The sequence below is a fragment of the Streptomyces sp. NPDC021096 genome (assembly GCF_040641275.1).
Lineage (GTDB): Bacteria > Actinomycetota > Actinomycetes > Streptomycetales > Streptomycetaceae > Streptomyces.
This window is the reverse complement of the sequence record NZ_JBFADG010000001.1, coordinates 132,834-154,409: the sequence shown is the minus strand read 5'-3', so window position 1 is coordinate 154,409 and position 21,576 is coordinate 132,834. Positions and strand designations below refer to the sequence as shown.

The 21,576-nt window shown below is 71.3% G+C and carries 17 protein-coding genes; 7 read left to right on the top strand and 10 right to left on the bottom strand.

The genetic code is table 11. The features are described from left to right. Positions 1–57: 57 nt before the first annotated feature. Entirely contained in the window at positions 58–900 is an 843-nt protein-coding gene (locus AB0G59_RS00715; protein ID WP_360906577.1) for a TauD/TfdA family dioxygenase, read from the bottom strand. A 13-nt stretch (positions 901–913) separates the two neighbouring features. Continuing rightward, complete coding sequence (gene hemA / locus AB0G59_RS00710; protein WP_360906575.1) at positions 914–2,119, bottom strand: 5-aminolevulinate synthase; 1,206 nt, start codon at positions 2,117–2,119, stop codon at positions 914–916. A 339-nt stretch (positions 2,120–2,458) separates the two neighbouring features. Between hemA and AB0G59_RS00705 the strand changes: the two genes are divergently transcribed. Then, positions 2,459–3,463, top strand: a complete 1,005-nt coding sequence (locus AB0G59_RS00705; protein WP_360906573.1) for a LuxR C-terminal-related transcriptional regulator — start codon at positions 2,459–2,461, stop codon at positions 3,461–3,463. 89 nt (positions 3,464–3,552) lie between these two features. On the opposite strand, the gene typA is transcribed toward AB0G59_RS00705, so the two are convergent. Continuing rightward, positions 3,553–5,457 carry a translational GTPase TypA gene (gene typA / locus AB0G59_RS00700; RefSeq protein ID WP_360906571.1) on the bottom strand — a complete coding sequence of 635 codons (1,905 nt, stop codon included), beginning with the start codon at positions 5,455–5,457 and terminating at the stop codon, positions 3,553–3,555. Between the two features lie 225 nt (positions 5,458–5,682). Then, a complete protein-coding gene (locus AB0G59_RS00695) occupies positions 5,683–7,722 on the bottom strand; it encodes an ABC transporter family substrate-binding protein (RefSeq protein WP_360906569.1) in 2,040 nt (679 codons plus the stop codon). A gap of 271 nt (positions 7,723–7,993) precedes the next feature. On the opposite strand from AB0G59_RS00695, the gene AB0G59_RS00690 reads away from it, so the two are divergent. From AB0G59_RS00690 to AB0G59_RS00670, 5 genes are all read left to right on the top strand, one after another. Then, complete coding sequence (locus AB0G59_RS00690) at positions 7,994–8,299, top strand: hypothetical protein (protein WP_360906567.1); 306 nt, start codon at positions 7,994–7,996, stop codon at positions 8,297–8,299. 53 nt (positions 8,300–8,352) lie between these two features. Beyond that, positions 8,353–9,198: a hypothetical protein gene (locus AB0G59_RS00685; RefSeq protein WP_360906565.1), complete on the top strand. Its 846-nt coding sequence runs from the start codon at positions 8,353–8,355 to the stop codon at positions 9,196–9,198. 17 nt (positions 9,199–9,215) lie between these two features. Beyond that, the gene (locus tag AB0G59_RS00680; RefSeq protein WP_360906563.1) at positions 9,216–11,159 is read left to right on the top strand and encodes a fumarate reductase/succinate dehydrogenase flavoprotein subunit; all 1,944 of its coding nucleotides are present in this window, start codon (positions 9,216–9,218) and stop codon (positions 11,157–11,159) included. Continuing rightward, complete coding sequence (locus AB0G59_RS00675) at positions 11,156–11,923, top strand: succinate dehydrogenase/fumarate reductase iron-sulfur subunit (RefSeq protein WP_071965239.1); 768 nt, start codon at positions 11,156–11,158, stop codon at positions 11,921–11,923. Before AB0G59_RS00680 ends, AB0G59_RS00675 begins: the two co-directional genes overlap by 4 nt. Before the next feature lie 166 nt (positions 11,924–12,089). Further along, complete coding sequence (locus AB0G59_RS00670) at positions 12,090–13,859, top strand: TPM domain-containing protein (RefSeq protein WP_360906561.1); 1,770 nt, start codon at positions 12,090–12,092, stop codon at positions 13,857–13,859. Between the two features lie 29 nt (positions 13,860–13,888). Here AB0G59_RS00670 and AB0G59_RS00665 read toward each other — a convergent pair whose 3' ends face one another. The 6 genes from AB0G59_RS00665 to AB0G59_RS00640 all read right to left on the bottom strand — a co-directional run bounded on the left by AB0G59_RS00665 (position 13,889) and on the right by AB0G59_RS00640 (position 20,726). Then, positions 13,889–16,462 (bottom strand): SpoIIE family protein phosphatase, encoded by a 2,574-nt coding sequence (locus tag AB0G59_RS00665; protein WP_360906559.1) that lies wholly within the window; start codon positions 16,460–16,462, stop codon positions 13,889–13,891. Between the two features lie 131 nt (positions 16,463–16,593). After that, positions 16,594–17,013: an ATP-binding protein gene (locus AB0G59_RS00660; RefSeq protein WP_360906557.1), complete on the bottom strand. Its 420-nt coding sequence runs from the start codon at positions 17,011–17,013 to the stop codon at positions 16,594–16,596. A 164-nt stretch (positions 17,014–17,177) separates the two neighbouring features. Continuing rightward, positions 17,178–17,585 carry a (deoxy)nucleoside triphosphate pyrophosphohydrolase gene (locus AB0G59_RS00655; RefSeq protein WP_360907530.1) on the bottom strand — a complete coding sequence of 136 codons (408 nt, stop codon included), beginning with the start codon at positions 17,583–17,585 and terminating at the stop codon, positions 17,178–17,180. Positions 17,586–17,733: 148 nt separating this feature from the next. Continuing rightward, positions 17,734–17,913 (bottom strand): SPOR domain-containing protein, encoded by a 180-nt coding sequence (locus AB0G59_RS00650; RefSeq protein ID WP_360906555.1) that lies wholly within the window; start codon positions 17,911–17,913, stop codon positions 17,734–17,736. A 156-nt stretch (positions 17,914–18,069) separates the two neighbouring features. Then, entirely contained in the window at positions 18,070–19,713 is a 1,644-nt protein-coding gene (locus AB0G59_RS00645; RefSeq protein ID WP_360906553.1) for an APC family permease, read from the bottom strand. 260 nt (positions 19,714–19,973) lie between these two features. Beyond that, positions 19,974–20,726, bottom strand: coding sequence for a GntR family transcriptional regulator (locus AB0G59_RS00640; protein WP_071965240.1), 753 nt, complete (start codon positions 20,724–20,726; stop codon positions 19,974–19,976). 264 nt (positions 20,727–20,990) lie between these two features. Here AB0G59_RS00640 and AB0G59_RS00635 point away from each other — a divergent pair, with 264 nt between their 5' ends. Continuing rightward, positions 20,991–21,566 carry a Uma2 family endonuclease gene (locus AB0G59_RS00635; protein WP_360906551.1) on the top strand — a complete coding sequence of 192 codons (576 nt, stop codon included), beginning with the start codon at positions 20,991–20,993 and terminating at the stop codon, positions 21,564–21,566. Positions 21,567–21,576 lie beyond the last annotated feature (10 nt).

The following is a 21,576-nucleotide window of genomic DNA, read 5'->3' as shown; positions in this document are numbered from 1 at the left end:
CACGCCGACGTACGACGCAGGGAGACATATGTCGAAGTCGACTATGCCACCCACGGATCACTCGCCCGATTCGATACTGACCCGGTGGACGGTCCGGGACACGCCCGGCTCAACCTCGGTGGCCTGGTGGTAGGTGGTGCGGGTCTTCCACACCACGAGGTCGTTCGGGGTCCAGCGGTGGGTGTAGACGTAGTCCTCGTCGGCCAGCAGTCCGTCGACGACCTCGAAGAACGCCTCGTTCTCGTTGTGGTCGAAGCCCACCACGGAGTCCATGTACTCCCGGGAGCCGTAGAGGTACGGGCGGCCGCTGGAGGGGTCGGTCGGCACCAGGGGGTGCTCCACCTTGGGGTGCTCGATGTCGATGAGCGCACGGAACTCGGCGACCGAGAGGCCGACGTGCTCGGGGCGGATGCGCAGCCGCTTGCCGACCGTGTGCACGCCGGTGCGGCCGGCGAGCTTGTCCTTCCACTCCTGCGGGAGGCGGTCGTAGAGGTCCAGCGCGCTGGCGTAGAGGGTGTGGCCGCTGGTCTGCGGGACGTTGACCCCGTGCAGCATCGTGTAGGGGGCGGGGTTCTCCACGAAGGTGGAGTCCTGGTGCCAGAAGTTGCCCACCCGGGCGACGCCCACCGGCTTGTCGTTCTTGACCTCGTTCGACGAGATCATGATCTCCGGGTAGTCGGGGTGCCGGTACTTGGAGATGACGAAGGGCACCGGCCGGCCCAGCCGCGAGGCCAGGTCGATCTGCTGCTCGGGGGTCAGCTCCAGGCCGCGTACGACGACCAGCTCGCGCTGGTGCAGCTGCTCCACCAGCTGGTCGAAGACCTCCTGCTGCGTGATGTCCGCATAGGTGACACCGGTGAACTCGGCGCCGATGAAGGGGGTGATGTCACTGATCTTCAACGCTGTGCCTCTCTCAGTCCTCTGCCAGGCACTGCTTGAGCGCGCTGACGAAGTAGTCGATCTGCTCGTACGTCCGGTAGGGCGGCGCGGTCACACGGAAGCGCTCGCCCCCCTTGGGCACCGAGGGGAAGTTGATGGGCTGGACGTAGATCCCGAACTCGGCGAACAGCCGCTGGGAGATCCGCCGGACGCGGTCGCTGCCGGGCACCATGACCGGGACGAGGTGGCTCTCGGCGTCGATGAAGTCGATGGCCTCGGCCCGCAGGCGCTCCTTGAGGTAGCCGGCGTTGGCCATCAGGTCCCGGCGCAGGTCGTTGCCGTCCTGGACGATCTCCAGGCCCCGCAGGGTCGCGTCCATGCTCGCCTTGGGCAGGGCGGTGGTGAAGATGAAGCCGGGGGCGGTGGAGCGCACGAAGTCGAGGGCGACGTCGGGGCCGACGACGTATCCGCCGACGGTGCCGATGGCCTTGCCGAACACGCCCTGGATGAAGGTGGCGCGGTGGTCGCCGAGCGCCTCGGACAGGCCGGCGCCCGTCGGGCCCATCATGCCGATGGCGTGCGTCTCGTCGAGGAAGGTCAGCGCGCCGTGCCGCTCGGCCAGGTCGAGGATGGCCGTCACGGGCGAGCAGTCGCCGTCCATGGAGTACACGGACTCGAAGACGATCATCTTGGGGCGGTCGGCGTACTCGACGAGGGCCGCCTCGAGCGCGGCAAGGTCGTTGTGGGGGAAGACGACCTTCTGGCACCGGCTGCGCACGATGCCCTCGATCAGCGAGCGGTGGTTGAGGGCGTCCGAGAAGACGACCATGTCCGGGACTGCCGCGAGCAGCGTGCTGAGCGTCTCGAAGTTCGCCACGTAGCCGCTGGAGAAGATCAGGGCGCGTTCCTTGCCGTGCCAGGCGGCCAGCCGGGACTCGAGCTCGACGTGCGTGGGACTGGTGCCCGCGATGTTGCGCGACCCGCCGTTGCCGGTGCCGTGCAGCCCGGTCGACTCGGTCTGGACCTTGATGAGGTCCGGGTGCTGGCTCAGGCCGAGGTAGTCGTTGCTGCACCAGACCTGGACCTTGCGCCCCAGGTGGAGGGTGTGGCCGGGGTCCTCGGCGAGGTGACCGCACGGGATGAATTCCCGGTACAGTCCGTCCGCCTTGAGTTCGTCTATCTTTTGCCCATACGTTTCGAATACCGCGCCGGGCCGCACATCGCTGGAAATCGCAGTCATCTCTTCCGTCCTGAGGTCAGTGGTTTATGAATCCGTCATCCCCAGGCGGAATCGCCCGGAGCCAATTCCTTGGCGACGACCTGTCCGGCCGCCTCGGATCCAGCGCCCCCAACCCCAGGAGCCCCTACGCCGATTGCTGCGATCATGGCGATTGTGAACGCGCCAAGAATTTTTCGCAAAGAAATACCGCGCTTCATCTTCCCCCCGTCCCCCCTTTTACTTCGGCGGGGCCTTCCGTCGGCCCCGCGTCGTTAAAACAATCCTGCCCCGCGGCCGAATCGGAACATAGGCGTCAGTGGCATCATGATCATGCAACTCAGAAACTTGAAGGAGGAGCACATGTGTACAAAAGGGGATCTTCACGACACACTTGAGCGCGTTGAGGTGTGCGCGGCGGGCCTGGAGTACTACCGCAGAGCCCTCACCGGGGGCGGAGAGGCGGGTGAGGCGCCCGAGTGCCTCGTCGCCCTGGGCCTGCTGAGACCCGTGGCCGGCTCTCCCGGCTCACTGACCCCCGTCCCCCCGGACGTCGCGGCCGCCGCGCTGGCCCGCCCCGTCGAGCGCGCGATACACGAGCAGCAGCAGGCCCTGACCGCCCTGCGCGCCTCGCTCGCGGGCGTGGCGAACGTCTACCACGAGGCGCGGAAGCAGGAGGACGGCTCCATCCGGCTGATCATCGGCAAGGACGCGATCAGCGCCGCGCTGGAAGGGGCCGTGCAGTCCTGCCGCGAGGAGCTGCTCACCGCCCAGCCGGGCGGCGGCCGCGCCGCCGAGCTGCTGGCCGAGGCCCTGCCCCGCGACCTGGCCCTGGGGGAACGGGGCGTACGACAGCGGACGCTGTACCAGCACACCGTGCGCACGCACGGGCCGACGCTGGCCTACATCGAGCAGGTGTCGGCGGCGGGCGCGGAGCTGCGCACCCTCAACGAGGTCTTCGACCGCATGATCGTGTGCGACCGGAAGACCGCCTTCATCCCCGATCACCAGCACGAGCGCGACGGCGCCGCCCTCGCCGTCACCCACCCGGGCATCATCCGCTTCCTGGTGACCACCTTCGAGCACGCCTGGGCCCGCGCCGAGCCGGTGGTGTACGAGCCCACCCACCAGCGCCCCCAGCTGCTCACCAACGAGACCCGCCGCGCGGTGCTGAGCCTGATGGTGAGCGGGTACACCGACGACGCGATCGCCGGCCGCCTGGGCATCAGCACCCGCACGGTGGCCACCCACATCAAGAAGACCGCCGAGACCCTCGGCAGCCGCAGCCGGGCCCAGCTCGCCTATCTCGTGGCGCGCTCCGGGCTCCTGGAGGAGCTCCCCGACGGCCGGCCGGACCGGGAGGACTGACCCGTGCCCGGACACGGCGACGGCCCGCCGCCCCGCCGTGATGGCGGGGCGACGGGCCGTCGTACTGCGGTGCCCTCGGCGCTTGGCGCTTAGCGCTTGGCGCGGGAAGCGGTGCGGCCGCGCTCCTTCTGGTCCAGGACGACCTTGCGGATACGCACGGCCTCCGGGGTGACCTCGACGCACTCGTCGTCGCGGCAGAACTCCAGGGACTGCTCCAGCGACAGCTTGCGCGGCGGGACGATCGCCTCGAAGGAGTCGGCGGAGGAGGAGCGCATGTTGGTGAGCTTCTTCTCCTTGGTGATGTTGACGTCCATGTCGTCGGCGCGCGAGTTCTCGCCGACGATCATGCCCTCGTACACCTCGGTGCCCGGGTCGGTGAAGAGCACGCCGCGCTCCTGGAGGTTCGTCATCGCGAACGCGGTGACGGCACCGGCGCGGTCGGCGACCAGGGAGCCGTTGTTACGGGTCTTGAGCTCGCCGAACCACGGCTCGTGGCCCTCGTGGATCGAGTGGGCGATACCGGTGCCGCGGGTGTTCGTCAGGAACTCCGTGCGGAAGCCGATCAGACCGCGGGACGGGACGACGAACTCCATGCGGACCCAGCCGGAGCCGTGGTTGGACATGTTGTCCATGCGGCCCTTGCGGGTGCCCATGAGCTGGGTGACGGCACCCATGTGCTCCTCGGGCACGTCGACCGTCAGGCGCTCGACGGGCTCGTGGACCTTGCCGTCGACCTCCTTGGTGACGACCTGGGGCTTGCCGATGGTCATCTCGAAGCCCTCGCGGCGCATCTGCTCGACCAGGATGGCCAGCGCCAGCTCACCGCGGCCCTGCACCTCCCAGGCGTCGGGGCGCTCGGTGTCCAGGACGCGCAGCGAGACGTTACCGACCAGCTCGCGGTCCAGACGGTCCTTGACCTGGCGGGCGGTGACCTTGCGGTCCTTGACCGCGGACTTGGCGTCCGCGCCCTTGCCCGTGCCACCACGGCCGACCAGCGGCGAGGTGTTGGTGCCGATGGTCATGGAGATCGCCGGCTCGTCGACCGTGATCAGCGGCAGCGCGATCGGGTTCTCCGGGTCGGCCAGGGTCTCGCCGATCATGATGTCGGGGATACCGGCGACCGCGCAGATGTCACCGGGGCCGGCGACCTCGGCGGGCTTGCGGGTGAGCGCCTCGGTCATCATCAGCTCGGTGATGCGGACGTTGGAGACCGTGCCGTCACGCTTGATCCACGCGACCGTCTGGCCCTTGCGCAGCTCGCCCTGCTCCACGCGGAGCAGCGCGATACGGCCGAGGAAGTTGTCGGCGTCGAGGTTGGTGACGTGGGCCTGGAGCGGCGCGTCCTCCTCGAACGTCGGGGCCGGGACGTGCTCCAGGATGGTGGAGAAGAACGGCTCCAGGTTGGTGCTGTCCGCGGGGACGGTGCCGTCCTCCGGCTTGGTCAGCGAGGCGACGCCGTCACGACCGCAGGCGTAGACGATCGGGAACTCGATCTGGTCCTCGTCCGCGTCCAGGTCGAGGAAGAGGTCGTAGGTCTCGTTGACGACCTCGTCGATGCGGGAGTCCGGGCGGTCCGTCTTGTTGATGCACAGGATGACCGGCATCCGCTTGGCGAGCGCCTTGCGCAGCACGAAGCGGGTCTGCGGCAGCGGGCCCTCGGAGGCGTCGACCAGCAGCACGACGGCGTCCACCATCGACAGACCGCGCTCGACCTCGCCACCGAAGTCGGCGTGGCCGGGGGTGTCGATGATGTTGATCGTGATCGGGTCCCCGCCGTCCTTGGGGTGATACTTCACCGCCGTGTTCTTGGCGAGGATCGTGATGCCCTTCTCACGCTCCAGGTCGTTCGAGTCCATGACTCGGTCGTCGACGGAGTCGAGCTGGTGCGCGGCGAAGGCACCGGCCTGCTTGAGCATGGCGTCGACGATGGTCGTCTTGCCGTGGTCGACGTGGGCGACGATGGCGACGTTACGAATGTCGTGGCGGGTGGGCATAACTTGCGGCGCTTCTCCCGGGTTGAGGATGGCGTCGCGTACGGTCCGGTACGCGCGCCCGCCGGGCAGATCACGCCACGGCCACTCTCCATGGTACGGGGCGCCGCCGCATCCGGCCGCCCCAGGCCGCCTGTACCACCACTGACCTGCGGTTTTCTCCACAGGACGGGCTGGAAAATCCAGCCCGTCCGGCGTTTGAGGACCCCCGTCCGGGAGGACAACGCGTCAGCGCAGGAAGCCCACGTCCTGGTACCGCGGCGTCGCCAGCCCGAAGGCTCCCGCGTTCACCACCGTCCGCCGCGTGCCCACCAGCTCCGGCCGCTGGTAGAGCGGGATCGAGCCCGCCGCGGCCCAGATGCGGGCGTCGGCGCGGGTCACCAGGTCGTGGGAGGCGTCGGCGTCGAGCTCGGTGGAGGCCTGGTCGAAGAGGCGGTCGATCTGGTCGGTGCCGACGCGGGTGTAGTTCTGCTCCACGATCAGCGAGCCGTCGGGCGCGGGCTGCGGCTTGGCGAAGATCGGCCGGGCGTCGGTGGCCGGGTAGGCGCCGGTGGGCCAGCCGTAGAGGGCCAGGTCGAAGTCGCCGGAGGCGATGTGGTCCTTGAAGAAGGAGGCGTCGTCGACCTTGAGGAGCTCCGTGCGGACCCCGATCGCGTCCAGCTGGCGGGCGATGCGCTCGCCCACGGCCCGCAGCGGCTCGGCCCCGGCGCCCTTGGGCAGAACGAAGCGGAGGATCAGCTTCTTGCCGTCCTTGTAGCGGGCCGGGGAGGCGCCCGCCTTGTCGCCGGTGTCGAGGGCGCCCTTGCCGTCGCCGGTCGGGCCCTCCTCCTCGTTCCCGGTGGTGTCGTCCTGGTCGGACTCGCTCCCGTCCGGCTCGGAGCTGTCCTCGGCGGCCGGCAGGCTGGGCCTCCTGACCAGGGGGCCGAGGTCCGCGGCCTTCTTCTGCGGGGCGGCGCCGTGCCCCTCCTTCCAGCCCGCGTCCGCGAGCAGCGCCTGTGCGGCCTTGGGGTCCACTGAGCCGATGGCGTCGCTGGTGTCCCGGTACCCCTGCTGGCCGGCCACGAGGACGTGGCTGCCGAGCGGCTGGGCGGGCAGCCCGAGGGGGCCCAGGACGTACTCGGCGATGGCCTTGCGGTCGATGGCCCGGGCGATCGCGCGCCGCACCCGTTCGTCGGCGAGCGGGCCGGAGGTGCCGTTGAGGGCGAGCTGGGTGTAGGCGGGCTCCAGGGAGCGGCGGACGACCAGGCCGCGCAGCGCCGTCACATCGGCCGCGACGGGCTTGTTCGCGCCGTCCAGGCGGCCCTGGTCCGGCCGGGCGGCGCCCGGAGCGGCGCTGGGGCCGCTGTTCGCACGCCCCTTGTCGGACTTCTCCTTCTTGGAGGGGGTGTTCGCCTTGGTGATGCGCTCGGCGGCGCCCGGGGTGATCTCGGCGAGGTCCAGCTTCCCGCTCGCCAGCGCCTCGATGCGCTTGTCCGCCGGCACGGCCCGCAGCACGAGCCGGTCGAGCTTGGCCCGGTCGCCCCACCACCGGGGGTTGCGCACAAGCGTCAGCGTCCCCTGTTTGTCGTCGCGCTCCCCGACCCGGAAGGGGCCGGCGGCGAGCTTGAGCTCCTTGCGCGCGGAGTCGTTGAAGGCGCTTCCGCTGCCCATGACCGACTTCGGGTACAGCGGGGTGAACAGCGAGGCCCAGTCCGCGTAGCTCTTCGCAAAGGTGACCTTGACCTCCTTGTCGTTCGCGCCGCGCTCGACCCGGTCGATGCGCTCGTAACCGGCGTTGCGGGCCGTCCAGTACGCGCTGTCCTTGCCGCGCAGCGCCTTCCACTGGGCCTCGAAGTCGGCGGCGGTGATCGCGCTGCCGTCGCTCCACACGGCCTTGGGGTTGAGCTTGTAGACCACCACCTGGCGGGGCTCGCGCCGGCTGACGGAGGCCGAGGCCAGATAGTCGGGGTCGCGCTGCGGGCGGCCCCGGCCGTCCAGGGTGAAGAGGGTGGGCAGGACCGCGCCGGCGACCCGCTGGGCAGCCTCGTCCGCGTCGGCCTGGAAGGTGTTGTACGTCGTGGGCAGCGCGCTCACGGCCCAGTTCAGGGTGCCCTTGTCGGCGACCTTGGCGCGCGGGGCCGCGGCGATGTCCTGCGGGGTGGCCGGGCCGCCGGCCTCGTCGTCCCCCGCGCCGCCGCAGCCGGCCAGGACCGGCAGCGGGAGCAGCAGACCGGCGGTGAACAGCAGGGCGGAGCGGCGCGTACGCGACCGCGTGCGCTGGGACGACATGGGGCTACCTCCGCAGGGGCCGGTCCGGCGTCGTGCACAGACGGCGTCAACTGAAAGCGACGCCTCGGGCGAACGGGCGCCGACACGTCGCCGGTTTGACGCACGCCACCCACCTGGCCGAACGCGGGGACACCCAAAGGGGGCCGCGGCGAATGCGCTCCCGCGAAGGCGCGATCGCGGCGGCTATCTTCCCCTCGAGGGGTGTGACGCGCGACACTCTCAGTCGCATGACCGGGCGCCACCCGCAACCCCCGACGCGGAAGGCCACATCATGTCCGTCAAAGACGAACTGACTGCTGTTCAGCGGTGCCTCGACGACCTCGACCGCGCGATCGGGCGCCTGGAGAAACACCTGGGCAAGGGCGTGCTGGACGTGCGGCGCATCCGCACGGACGCGGGTCATCTGCGCGAGAGCGTCGCCCTGCTCCACGACGGCGGCCCGCCCGCGGAGCGCCCGCACGCCGGCCGGCCCGGCCTGCAGCAGATGGTGCCGGTCCCCGACGCCCCCTACGACGCCTCGCTGTGGCAGGACGTGGACGACGAGGGGCTCGGCTGCCGGGACCGCCGCGCGCCCTGACCACCATCGCGCAGCGGCGAGACCTACCGTCCCACTCCTGACCGGAGTCCCCCTTGGCCACTGGTACCGAACCCGACGTATCCGCCGCCGACGCGGGGGATCCCGCCGCGCGCGGCGTCCACCACGCCACGCGCGCCGCGATCCCGGCCCGCCATCTGCGGGCCGACCGCTGGTGGCTGCAGCCCGCCGCCACGGCCGCCGGACTGCTGGCGTTCATCGTCTACTCCACCTGGCGCGCGTTCGCCGGTGACGACTACTACGCCGCCCCCTACGTCTCGCCGTTCTACTCGCCCTGTCTGGCGGAGAACTGCGCGGAGATGCCGGGCGGCGCGGACTGGGAGATCGTCGGCTCGTGGTGGGGGCTCTCGCCCGCACTGCTGGTGCTGATCTTCCCGCTGGGCTTCCGGCTCACCTGCTACTACTACCGCAAGGCCTACTACCGGGGCTTCTGGGCCTCTCCCCCGGCCTGCGCGGTGCCCGAGCCGCACGCCAAGTACACCGGCGAGAGCCGCTTCCCGCTGATCCTTCAGAACATCCACCGCTACTTCTTCTACTTCGCGGTGCTGGTCGCGGGCATCCTCACCTACGACGCCGCGCTGGGCTTCCGCGACGAGGACGGCGCCTGGGGGCACATGGGCCTGGGCACGCTCGTCCTGCTCGCCAACATCGCGCTGATCTGGGCGTACACCCTCTCCTGCCACTCCTGCCGGCACATTGTGGGCGGACGGCTGCGCAACTTCTCCAAGCACCCGGTCCGCTACCGCATGTGGGGCTGGGTGAGCGTGCTCAACGCCCGCCACATGCAGCTGGCCTGGGCGTCGCTGGTGAGCGTGGCGGTCGCCGACTTCTACGTGTACCTGGTCGCCAGCGGCGCCTTCGACGATCCGCGCTTCTTCTAGGAGAGGGACCCTTTTCGATGACACGGGTGGACCGGCAGTCCTGGGACGTGGTCGTGGTGGGCGCCGGAGGCGCCGGGCTGCGCGCCGCCATCGAGGCGCGCGAGCAGGGGCTGCGCTGCGCGGTCATCTGCAAGTCGCTGTTCGGCAAGGCCCATACGGTCATGGCGGAGGGCGGCATCGCCGCCTCCATGGGCAACGTCAACCACAACGACAACTGGCAGGTGCACTTCCGCGACACCATGCGCGGCGGCAAGTTCCTCAACAACTGGCGGATGGCGGAGCTGCACGCGCAGGAGGCCCCGGACCGGGTCTGGGAGCTGGAGACGTGGGGCGCGGTCTTCGACCGCACCTCCGACGGGAAGATCTCGCAGCGCAACTTCGGCGGCCATGAGTACCCGCGCCTGGCGCACGTGGGCGACCGTACGGGCCTGGAGCTCATCCGCACGCTCCAGCAGAAGATCGTCTCCCTGCAGCAGGAGGACCATCGCCAGTACGGCGACTACGAGTCGCGGCTGAAGGTCTTTCAGGAGTGCACCGTCACCCGGGTGCTGAAGGACGGCAGACGCGTGAGCGGCGTCTTCGGCTACGAACGCGAGTCGGGGCGCTTCTTCGTCATCGAGGCCCCGGCCGTGGTGCTGGCCACGGGCGGCATCGGCAAGTCCTTCAAGGTGACCTCCAACTCCTGGGAGTACACCGGCGACGGGCACGCGCTGGCCCTGCTGTCCGGGGCCCGCCTGGTGAACATGGAGTTCGTGCAGTTCCACCCCACGGGCATGGTCTGGCCGCCGTCCGTCAAGGGCATCCTGGTCACCGAGTCCGTGCGCGGCGACGGCGGGGTGCTGCGCAACAGCGACGGCAAGCGGTTCATGTTCGACTACGTCCCGGACGTCTTCAAGGAGAAGTACGCCGAGTCCGAGGCCGAGGGCGACCGCTGGTACACCGACCCGGACAACAACCGGCGCCCGCCCGAGCTGCTCCCCCGCGACGAGGTGGCCCGCGCCATCAACTCCGAGGTCAAGGCCGGCCGGGGCTCGCCGCACGGCGGGGTCTTCCTCGACGTCTCCACCCGGATGCCGGCCGAGCTGATCAAGCAGAAGCTGCCGTCGATGCACCACCAGTTCAAGGAGCTGGCGGACGTGGACATCACGGCCGAGCCGATGGAGGTCGGCCCCACCTGTCACTACGTGATGGGCGGCATCGAGGTCGACCCGGACACCGCCGCAGCGGCCGGGGTGCCCGGACTCTTCGCGGCGGGCGAGGTCGCGGGCGGCATGCACGGCTCCAACCGGCTCGGCGGCAACTCCCTGTCCGACCTGCTGGTCTTCGGCCGGCGCGCCGGGCTGTACGCGGCCCGGTACGCGGCCGGCTTCGCCACCGGCGCGGCGCCGGCCGTCTCGGACGCGGACGTCGAGCTGGCGGAGGCGGAGGCGCTGCGGCCGTTCGGCGCCGAGGGCGGGGAGGCGAGCGGGGACGGGGCGGCGCCCGAGAACCCGTACACCCTGCACCAGGAGCTGCAGCAGGCCATGGGCGACCTGGTCGGCATCATCCGCCGGGCCGGCGAGATGGAGGAGGCGCTGCACCGCCTGGCGGGGCTGCGCGCCCGGGCCCGGCGGGCCGGGGTGGAGGGGCACCGGCAGTTCAATCCCGGCTGGCACCTGGCCCTGGACCTGCGCAACATGCTGCTGGTCAGCGAGTGTGTGGCGCGGGCGGCCCTGGAGCGCACGGAGAGCCGGGGCGGGCACACGCGCGACGACCACCCGGGGATGGACCGGCGGTGGCGGCGGGTGCACCTGGTGTGCCGGCTGGCGGACGAGTCCACGCAGCCCGCCGTGACGGACTCCGCGCTCGGGCTGGTCCGGCTGGAGCGGCTGGAGACGCCGCCGATCCGGGCCGATCTGCTGGCGCTCTTCGAGAAGGAAGAGCTGACGAAGTACCTGACGGACGAGGAGCTCACGTCATGAGTTATCAGGCCCGCTTCAAGGTGTGGCGGGGCGATGCGGACGGCGGCGGCCTCGTCGACTACGAGGTGGCCGTCAACGAGGGCGAGGTCGTCCTCGACATCATCCACCGCCTGCAGGCCACCGCCGCCCCCGACCTGGCCGTCCGCTGGAACTGCAAGGCCGGCAAGTGCGGTTCGTGCAGCGCCGAGATCAACGGGCGGCCGCGGCTGATGTGCATGACCCGGATGTCGGTCTTCGACCCCGCCGAGACGATCACGGTCACCCCGATGCGGGCCTTCCCCGTCATGCGGGACCTGGTGACGGACGTGGCGTACAACTACGCCAAGGCGCGCGAGGTCCCCGCGTTCGTCCCGCCCGCCGAGCTGGGCCCCGGGCAGTACCGGATGCACCAGGAGGACGTGGACCGGGTGCAGGAGTTCCGCAAGTGCATCGAGTGCTTCCTGTGCCAGGACACCTGCCATGTGGTCCGCGACCACGAGGAGAACAAGAAGGCCTTCGCCGGGCCGCGCTTCCTGATGCGCGTGGCCGAGCTGGACATGCACCCGCTCGACGCGGCCGACGAGGCGGGCGTCGACCGCAGGCGGGGCGCGCGCGAGGACCACGGGCTGGGGTACTGCAACATCACCAAGTGCTGCACGGAGGTCTGCCCCGAGCACATCAAGATCACGGACAATGCGCTGATCCCGCTGAAGGAGCGGGTGGTCGACCGCTCGTACGACCCGCTGGTCTGGCTGGGGAACAAGATCCGCCGCCGGGGAGCGTAGCGGGGGCGCGGCGGGGAGCGCGGAACCCGGGGAGCGCAGCGCCCCGGGGGCGTCGTCCCCGGTGAGCGGGGCGGCCGGGGCGTCACGGAACGGGCGTGAACACGCTCCGTAGAACCACGCTCCCTCCCGGTAGCGGATCGGCCAATCCGGTCATACGCTCCAAAACGTGACGCGGCTTTCGTGGTGGTGGGGGCCGAGGGCGCCGAGCTGGGCCTTGGTCAGCGCCCTCCTCGCGCTGGGCGCCTTCCTGCTCCCCACCACGCCCGCCGCACGCGCCGACACGCCCCTCGACCTGGACGCCTCGGGCCGCATCACCGACACCGTCGGCGCCCTCGGACGCCGCCGCCACCAGGTCGAGGCCGCGCTCGAACGGCTGAACGCCTCCCATCACGTCCAGCTGTACGTCACCTACGTGCGCGACTTCTCCGGCAGGCCCGGCCGCGGCTGGGCCGACGCCACCGCCGACCGCAACGGCCTGGGCCCGCACGACGTGCTCCTGGCCATCGCCACGCATTCGCGCCAGTACGCCGTCTCCGCCGACAAGGAGTCCGGGTTCCGCAAGGGCCAGCTCAAGGAGGTCGCCACCACGGCCATCGAGCCCGCCCTCAAGCAGCACGACTGGGCCGGTGCGGCCGTCGGCGCCGCCGACGGCTACCGGGCCGTCCTCCAGGGCGAGGCGGTCCGCACCCCCGCCATCCGGCCGGGCAGCGCCGATCCCGGCGGCGACGGCCTCGTCCCCGGCCAGCGGGGCGTCTGGCTGCCGGTCGCCGGGGGCATCGCGCTGTGCATGGCCGCGCTGTACGTGTGCTCCCGGCGCGCCCGCGGGGCACGGCGGCGCCGGGCCGGGGCGCGCGAGGGCCCGGTCCTCGTCGCCACGACCACCCAGCCGGGGCTCGCCCGCATGGCCCAGCCGCTGACCCCGCTGCCCGACCTGGCCGCGGAGGCGGCGGTGAACCTCGTGTGCACGGACGACGCCGTGCGCACCAGCGCCGAGGAACTGGTCTTCGCGACCGCCCAGTTGGGCGAGGAGGCCACCCGGCCCTTCGCGGAGGCCGTGGACTGGGCCCGGGGCGAGCTGGCCGACGCCTTCCGGCTGCGCCAGCAGCTGGACGACGCGCCCTTCGAGGACAAGGACATACGACGCCACCTGCTGGACGAGATCTGCTCGCGCTGCACCAGCGCCAACCGGCGCCTGGACGCCGAGTCCGAGGCCTTCGACCGGCTGCGCGACCTCAAGGCCAACGCCACGCTGATCCTCGCCCAGGCCGAGGCGACGGCCCGCACCATCGAGCCGCGCGTGGCCACCGCCGAGGCGGCGCTCGCCGCGCTCGCCCCCTACCGGGCCGACGCCGCCCTGGCCCCGGTCGTCGCCCATCCCGGCGAGGCCCGTGACCGGCTCTCCTTCGCCGACACCGCCCTCGTCGAGGCCCACGCCGCCCTCACCACGGGCGACACCGACCACGCGGCGGTCTCCCTGCGCGCCGCCGAGGCGGCCCTCTCCCAGGCCCGCATCCTCACCGCCGCCGCACTGCGGCACGCCCATGCCCTGACCACGACCACCCCGGCCGGGTCCGGGCCCACGGCCCGGGCGGGGCGCGCGGTCCTCGCCGCGCGGGCGGAGGTGGCGGAGGCGCGCGACTACGTCACCACCCACCGGGGGGCGATCGGCTGCCGCGCCCGCACCCGGCTCGCCGAGGCGGAGCGGCGCCTGGCGCTGGCCACGGAGGCCTCCGCCTTCGAGGAGGCGACGCGGGCCGCCGAGCTCGCGCGTGAGGCCCGCGCCGTGGCCGAGGCCAACGTCATGGACTACGGGGCGCCGACGACGCCGCATCCGACGCGGATCCTGGGCGGGGCCCTGCTGGGCGGCATCATCCTGGCGGGCCTGCTGCCGGCGACGTTCGGCGGCGGGGGCACCCGGGGGCGGCTGGCGGGGTGAGCCGTGCCCGGCGCCCCGCCCGGCCCCGGTCAGTACAGGCTCAGCAGCGCCTCCACCGCGTCCGGCGCGGGCGAGCCCTCCTCCGGCAGCCCCAGCTCGAACCAGACCGTCTTGCCGTGCGGCGTGCGGCGGCTGCCCCACGCGGCGCTGAGCAGGCCCACCAGCTGCAGCCCCCGCCCGCCCTCGTCCGTGTCGCGCGCCCGGCGCCGCCGCGGCTGGACGTGGCCGCCGTCCCAGACCTCGCAGACCAGGGTGCGGTCCAGCAGCAGGCGCAGCCGGATCTCGCCCTCGCCGTACCGCAGGGCGTTGGTGACCAGCTCGCTGACCAGCAGCTCGGTGGTGTCGATCAGGTCGGTCAGCTCCCAGGACTCCAGCTGGTCGCGGGCCAGCTCGCGGGCCCGGGCCACCGAGCGCGGCTCGGGGGGCAGGGTCCAGTCGCCGACGCAGCCGGGCCGCAGGCCCCGCAGGCGGGCCATCAGCAGGGCGATGTCGTCCTCGCCGTGGTGGGTGTCCAGGGCGCTCAGGACGTGGTCGCAGACGTCCTCCAGGGGCCTCTCGGGGTCGGAGAGGGCATCGCGGAAGGCCTGGAGGCCCTCGTCCAGCGGATGGTCGCGCGACTCGACGAGGCCGTCGGTGTAGAGGGCCAGCAGCGCGCCGTCCGGGAGCTCGACCTCGGTCTCCTCGAAGGGCTCGCCGCCGACGCCCAGCGGCATGCCGGGCGGCACCTCCAGGAGCATCGCGGGCTCGCCCGCCTCGACCAGCACCGGCGGCAGGTGGCCGGCGTTGGCGACCGTGCAGCGCCGGGTGACGGGGTCGTAGACGGCGTAGACGCAGGTCGCCAGGTAGACCTCGGAGAGGTCGGCGGGGCGGACGCTGCCGCGCACGCCGCGCGAGGCGGACTGCTTGCCGCCGGGCCGGCCCAGGCCGTGGGCGATCTCGTCGAGGGCGGAGAGCACCTCGGCGGGCTCGAGGTCGAGCATGGCCAGGGTGCGGACGGCCGTGCGCAGCTCGCCCATGGCGACGGCGGCCCGCAGGCCGCGGCCCATGACGTCCCCGACGACGAGTGCCGTGCGGTGCCCGGGCAGCTCGATGACGTCGAACCAGTCGCCGCCCACCTCGGTGGCCGCGTTGCCGGGCAGATAGCGGCAGGCGATGTCGACGCCGGCGGCCTCCGGGTCGCCGGGGGGCAGCAGGCTGCGCTGGAGGATCAGGGCCCGCTCGTGCTCGCGCCGGTAGAGGCGGGCGTTGTCGATGCAGACCGCGGCCCGGGCGGCGAGCTCGACGGCGAGGGCGGTGTCCCGCTCCCCGAAGGGCTCGCTGCCCTTGGTCCGGGAGAACTGGGCGAGCCCCACCACGGTGTCGCGCGCCACCATCGGCACGGCGAGGGTGGACTGCACGACGGCGCCCAGCTCGGAGCCGCCCTCGTCGTTCTCACGGCCGGGGACGACCTGGACGTGGGCCGTGCGCAGCGCCTGGGCGCACGGGGAGTGGAAGGGGTAGCGGTGCACCTCGCCGACCTGGATGGGCTTGTCGTCGGGGTCGACCGGCGCCCCGGAGACAGCGCTGGAGTAGGCCACGCGGCGCAGCTCCGCGCTGCCGTCGGCCAGGCCCGGCGGCGCCTCGTCGCCGACGAGCAGGCCCTGGTAGAGGTCGACGGAGGCCAGGTCGCAGAACTGCGGCACGGCGACGTCGAGGAGCTCGCGCGCGGTGGTCTCGAGGTCGAGGGAGTTGCCGATGCGGGCGCCGGCCTCGTTGAGCAGCGCCAGGTTGCGCCGTACGCCCGCGGCCTCGCGCTCGGCGCGGCGGCGGCCGGTGATGTCGGTGGCGATGGCGGCGACGCCGATGGGGCGTCCGCTGCCGCTGTGCAGCCGGTAGAGCGAGACCGACCAGCGCCGCCGCTCGGAGTGGCCCGGCACGGTGCCGACGAGCTGGATGTCCGTCATCTGCTTGCCGGTGTCGAGGACTTGGCGCAGGGCGGCGGTCAGCCGGTCGGCCTCGGTGCGGGGCAGGAAGTCGTGCGGGGTGCGGCCGCGGTGCCAGGAGGCGGGGCGGCCGAAAGTCTGGGCGAAACTCTCGTTGACGCGCAGCAGGGTCAGGTCGGTACCGAAGAAGAAGAACCCGAGCGGAGATTGGCCGAAAACGGCTTCCGAAGCGGCGATGTCCGTCTCTATTCCCCGCAGCGCCCGGACGTCGACGGCGACGCAGAGCGCGGCGCGGTCGCCGTCGCCGTTCTCACTGGGCATCACATAGATCTCGGCGAGGCCGGGTTGGCCACCGTCACGCTGGTAGGGGACGAGGCCGGTCCAGGCGCGGCCGTCGAGGCCGCCCTCGGCGAGGAAGGGCACGGTGGGGCGGCGGGGCCCGGTGCGCGTATCGACGGCGGCGAAGACCTCCGCGGGGTCCTTGCCGAGGGCGTGCCGGGCCGCTATCCCGAACAACTCGCTCGCGCGTTCGCTCCACTGCTCGATCCGGCCGTCGGAGCCGAGGGAGAAGGAGGCCACGCGGATGTAGTCGTAGAGAGAGCCGGGCGGACTGTTCTGCCACAGCGAGGTGACGTCCGTACCCTCTGACCTGCCCGCGGTACCCGCTGGCTTTTCGCTCACGTGCCCGTCCCCTCCGGCTCATGTGCTCGCACCGGCATCAGAAGGCCGAGTATCCAGCACAGGGGCCCTTCGGAACACGGACTTCACGATCACAGCACGGTCTCAACCCGCTATGTCTCCTCCCCGGGTTACTAACCGGGCAGGCTCAGCTCGAACCACACCGTCTTACCGGTGTTGCCCGGTCGGGTTCCCCAGCGTCTGGAGGCCAATGCCACCAGCTGCAGTCCGCGTCCACCCTCGTCGTCGGCGTCGGCCACGCGTTCGCGGGGCGGGTCGGGCAGCGGGTCGGAGACCTCGACGAGGAGCGTGGGGCCCGCGTGGGAGTACATGCGCACGCCGATGGGCCCGCTGGCGTACCGCAGGGAGTTGGTGACGAGCTCACTGACGAGCAGGACCGTCACATCGGTGACGGCCTCCAGGCCCCACTCGCGCAGGGTGTCGCGGACGAGGGTGCGCGCGGTCCGTACGGCGCCGGCCTCGGCGGGGAAGCTCCACTCGGCGAAGCCGGGCGTCCATGCCAGGGTCCCTGCGCTGTCACTCACGCCGACCACTTCCCAGAAGGCTGTCGACCCCAGCCCCGGCATGTCCGGCTTTGGGGATAATAATCAGCACATACCCGGTATAGGGGTCGACCTATCTTCCCGCCGGGGGCCTGTCCGCCGCGAAGGGCGCATTCGGCGTACGCGGGGTGTTCGCGAGGCGCGTGGGGCGCAGCTCAGCGCGTGCCCGGAGGGGTGACGTCCGCCTCGGCGAGGAGCCGGGCGGCCTGGGCCACCGCGGGGCGGTCCTGGTCGAGCCAGTCGACGTCGTCGACGCGGTCGGGGGTGAGCCAGCGCAGCTCGTCGTGGTCCTCGAGGGGGCGGGGCTCGCCCGCCAGCAGTCGCGCCGTCCAGACCTGGAGGACGTAGCCGGGCTTCAGCGGCCACTCGCCCTCGAGGCGCTCCAGCGGCTCGGCCTCGATGCCGAGCTCCTCGCGCAGCTCCCGTACGAGCGCCTCGCGGGGCGTCTCGCCGGGTTCCATCTTGCCGCCCGGCAGCTCCCAGCGGCCGGCCAGCTCGGGCGGGGCGCTGCGCCGCGCGGCCAGCAGCCGCCCCTGGTGAAACACCGCTCCGCCCACCACCATGCGCACCGTCGTCATGAGGGGAAAGCCTACGTCCCGGCGCCCGCCGGGGAGGGACCCGGGACGGCGCCGGGCCTGGGAAGGCGCCGCCCCGGGGGCGCAAACCAGGGGAGGCCGTGCGCCTGTGCGCTCCGGCCTCCCCTGGAAGCGGCTAGGAGACCGCCCGGCCGACCCGCTCGACTATGTAGAGCTGCTGGCGCCCGTGGGCGTCCAGCCGGTCGGCCACGCGCTCGGCCTCCGTTCTGGTGGCGTAGCGCCCGACGCGGTAGCGGTTGCCGTTCTCGTCCTGGCGGATCACCAGCCAGGGCAGGACCGGTCCGGTGTCAGTCATCGCTCCTGCCCTCCCGCCGTCGCCGCGCGCACCGGCGCACGCCCTTCGGTGACTTCCGAAGAAACCGCAGTCCGCATATGCCCGAGCGTACGCCCGGACTTTACGCAGCGGATATGGGTTTTCACGAAGAGGTACGCATTCGGCCACCCGTGAGGGTTACTTGGCCGGGGCGAGCTCCGCTTCCTCGGCCTCGTCGGCCGCATGGGCCTCCGCCATTTCCTTCTCGACCTGAACAAGCGTCGGGTTGCGCCACGCGCTGCTCACGCCCCACGCGTAGAAGGCCAGTGCGATCAGGACAACCACGACGATGTCCCAGCCCGGGGCGAGGTAGCCCTTGCCGCCGAACTCGGTGCCACCGGCCCACGAGACGAACGCCATGACCAGCAGGTAGGTCACCATCCAGGCGCCGGCCTGCAGGTGCGGCTTGAGCTCGGCCCACGGCTTGCGCAGCTCGTACCAGGCCCAGATCGGCAGGCCGATGGCCATGATGAAGATGACCTTGCCCGTGAGCGGCCAGCGGGCCCAGTACATGACCAGGGAGCCGAAGATCATCGCGATGGGGGCGATGACCGGCATGGCCTTCAGCTTGACCGGGCGCTTCATGTCGGGCGCGATGCGGCGCAGCGACATCACGGCGACGGGGCCGGTGATGTACGAGATGACGGTGGCGACACCGACGATCTCGGCGATCGAGCCCCAGCCGCGGAAGACGGCGAGGAAGATGAAGGAGATCACCAGGTTGAGCAGCAGGGCCGGCTTCGGCACACCGGTCTTGGGGTCGACCTTGCCGAAGACCTTCGGCAGGTGGCCGTTCTCCTGGACACCGTTGATCATGCGCGAGGTGGTGGCCGCGTAGATCATGCCGGTGCCGGACGGGGAGATGAAGGCGTCCGCGTAGAGCAGCAGCGCCAGCCAGTTCAGGCCCCAGGTGATGGAGAGGTCCGCGAGCGGGGACTTGTAGGCCAGGGTGTTCCAGCCGCCGGAGAGGTCCGCGGCGGGGACGGCCATCAGGAAGGCGACCTGCAGCGCGATGTAGATGACCAGCGCGATCAGGATGGAGCCGACGACGGCCTTCGGCAGCGACTTGCCGGGGTTGCGGGCCTCGGCGGCCATGTTGAGCGGCGACTGGAAGCCGTTGAAGGCCCAGACGATGCCCGCGACGGCGACGGCGCTGAAGACGGCGCTCCAGCCGTTGGGGGCGAAGCCGCCGTGGGCGGAGCCGACGTTGCTGGTGTCGAAGTGCGCGAAGACCAGCGCGGCCGCGGTCAGCGCCGGGACGACGACCTTGAACACGGTGATCGCGTTGTTCGTCTTGGCGAACAGGGTGATCGCGAACCAGTTCAGGAAGAAGTAGAAGACCACCAGGACGCTCGCGGCGGCGAGGCCGGTGCCGGTGAGCTCCTTGCCGTCGAAGAGCTTGCCCGCCCAGTCGAACTTCCACGAGCTCATGTACTGGATCGAAGCGGTCGCCTCACCGGGAATGACGGAGACGATCGCGATCCAGTTGGCCCAGGCGGCCATGTAGCCGGCCAGCGAACCGTGCGAGAACTGTCCGTAGCGGACCATGCCGCCGGCCTTGGGGAACATCGAGCCGAGCTCGGTGTACGTCAGGGCGATGGTCAGTGCCACGATCGCGCCGATGACCCAGGCGAAGATGGCGGCGGGGCCGGCCAGGACGGCGGCACGCTCGGCACCGAACAGCCAGCCGGAGCCGATGATCGACCCAAGCCCGACGGCGGTCAGCGCCGTCGTGCCGAGGGTCCGGCGGTAATTCGAGTGGGAACCCTGTTCGGTGCTCAAACCCCGGATCTCCTTTTCTTTCTACTCCCTCACGGGCGGGACACAAACCGCGCCATCGTACGAGCGATTTGGCCGAGTTGGTTCCGCCAAAAGCCCCTGACCTGGGACTATGTGAGGTTTGCAACATCCAAGTCACCCTCTTGACAACAGGGCGAAATGGGGCAAAGTGCACAGTTCCTACCCGCTGGTATGAACCAGCGGGCAGGGTTTCCGGGGTCCTGCGCAACTGACTTCCGCGTCAGTTCATACGCGGTTCACGGCTACTTCACCGGCAGGTGGTAAGCGACGCGATAGCGCTCGGCGAGCATCACCACGTCGGCGGTCTCGACCGGGCAGCCGCCCGCGCAGTACGTCCGCGAGACCACCAGCACGACGTGGCCGGGGACCCCGCCGAGGGCGAGGGTCTCCTCGGCCAGCCCGGGGCGCGCGCTGACCTCCTCGGTGACGTTGTCCACGATCAGGTCGATGGCGGCCATCCGCTCGACCACCCCCCGCCCGGCCAGCGGCCCCTCCTCCGGCAGCATCACGGGCGTACGGCCGGTCAGGGCGAGGGGCTCCCAGGAGGTGGAGAGCATGCACGGCTCCCCCACCGACCGGAAGAGGTAGTCGGTCCGCATCACCCGGTCGCCGGGCGCGATCCGCAGCCGCCGCGCGGTGGCGGTGTCGGCGGGCCCCTGCTCGCTGCGGGACTCCCAGGTGCCCTTCACCCGGTCGTCCGCCTGCTCCTGCCGGAACGGCGTGGACTCCCCCACCGCCCGGTACCCCGTACGCACCAGGGCCCGCGGCACGGGCTGCTCGCGCACATACGTCCCGGACCCGGAGCGGCCCTCGACGAGCCCCTCGGCCATCAGGACCTTGCGGGCCTCCAGGGCCACGGTGTCGGAGACTCCGTACTGCTCCCGGATGCGCGCCTGGGAGGGGAGCCGGGTGTGCGGCGGCAGCTCGCCGGCGACGATTTTCTGGCGGAGATCGCCGGCGACGCGAAGGTATGCGGGCTGGTCACCGAAGGCCACGTCCACTCCCAAGGGGTTGACAGTCCGCAACAGCTTGGCAACCGTAGGTTGTGATCCGCAACTCTAGGCCAAGGAATCACCGGATGTGGTGAACGGCAGCTCAGGCCCGTGCGACCGAGATCCACCGGGCACATGCGACCCGCACACACCGGCGGCAAATCCGCATCTATGCAAAAACCCGGGCGCGTCGCCCAGAGCGCTCCCGCGCCGGTGACAAAGGGCGATCTCATGGTCCGCACCCGGCCGGATGGCTACGGTTGAGCCATGACCGCACTGCCCGACTGGATGATTCCGCCCCGTCCCGAGGGCTGGTTCGCCGACGACCTGGACAGCCTCCCGGAAGCACCCCGCCACACCGAGCTGATCGACGGAGCCTTCGTCTTCAGGCTGTTCCCGCAGCGGTGGTGGCACAGCCACCTCGTCACCTCTCTCACCGTCGCACTCACACGTCAGGCCCCGCCGGACTGCGAGGTGGAATGTGAGATGACCGTCCGCCTCGATGACCGCAACCGCCCCGAGCCTGACCTCGTGGTGACCACGGCCCCCTACGCCCCCGACCGCACCTGGTTCGCGCCCGAAGAGATCCAGCTCGTCGTCGAGGTCGTCTCACCCGAATCCGCGCACCGCGACCGTACGGTCAAGCTCCGCAAGTACGCGCAGGCCGGGATCCCGCACTACTGGTGCATCGAGGAGGAGGACGGCGCTCCCCTCGTCCACGTCTACGAGCTGGACGAGCCGACCAGGGCGTACGCACCGGCCGGGATCTTCCGCCACGCCCTTCAGCGCCCCGTCCCTTTCGAGGTCGCCATCGACCTGGACAAGCTCACGCCGGGCGGCTGAACCGAATACG

What these genes read in the sequence shown, in the direction of transcription:
- hemA (WP_360906575.1), bottom strand. Translation starts at nt 2,119, where the DNA reads ATGACTGCGATTTCCAGCGATGTGCGGCCCGGCGCGGTATTCGAAACG.
- AB0G59_RS00705 (WP_360906573.1), top strand. Translation starts at nt 2,459, where the DNA reads ATGTGTACAAAAGGGGATCTTCACGACACACTTGAGCGCGTTGAGGTG.
- typA (WP_360906571.1), bottom strand. Translation starts at nt 5,457, where the DNA reads ATGCCCACCCGCCACGACATTCGTAACGTCGCCATCGTCGCCCACGTC.
- AB0G59_RS00695 (WP_360906569.1), bottom strand. Translation starts at nt 7,722, where the DNA reads ATGTCGTCCCAGCGCACGCGGTCGCGTACGCGCCGCTCCGCCCTGCTG.
- AB0G59_RS00690 (WP_360906567.1), top strand. Translation starts at nt 7,994, where the DNA reads ATGTCCGTCAAAGACGAACTGACTGCTGTTCAGCGGTGCCTCGACGAC.
- AB0G59_RS00680 (WP_360906563.1), top strand. Translation starts at nt 9,216, where the DNA reads ATGACACGGGTGGACCGGCAGTCCTGGGACGTGGTCGTGGTGGGCGCC.
- AB0G59_RS00675 (WP_071965239.1), top strand. Translation starts at nt 11,156, where the DNA reads ATGAGTTATCAGGCCCGCTTCAAGGTGTGGCGGGGCGATGCGGACGGC.
- AB0G59_RS00655 (WP_360907530.1), bottom strand. Translation starts at nt 17,585, where the DNA reads ATGGTGGTGGGCGGAGCGGTGTTTCACCAGGGGCGGCTGCTGGCCGCG.
- AB0G59_RS00650 (WP_360906555.1), bottom strand. Translation starts at nt 17,913, where the DNA reads ATGACTGACACCGGACCGGTCCTGCCCTGGCTGGTGATCCGCCAGGAC.
- AB0G59_RS00635 (WP_360906551.1), top strand. Translation starts at nt 20,991, where the DNA reads ATGACCGCACTGCCCGACTGGATGATTCCGCCCCGTCCCGAGGGCTGG.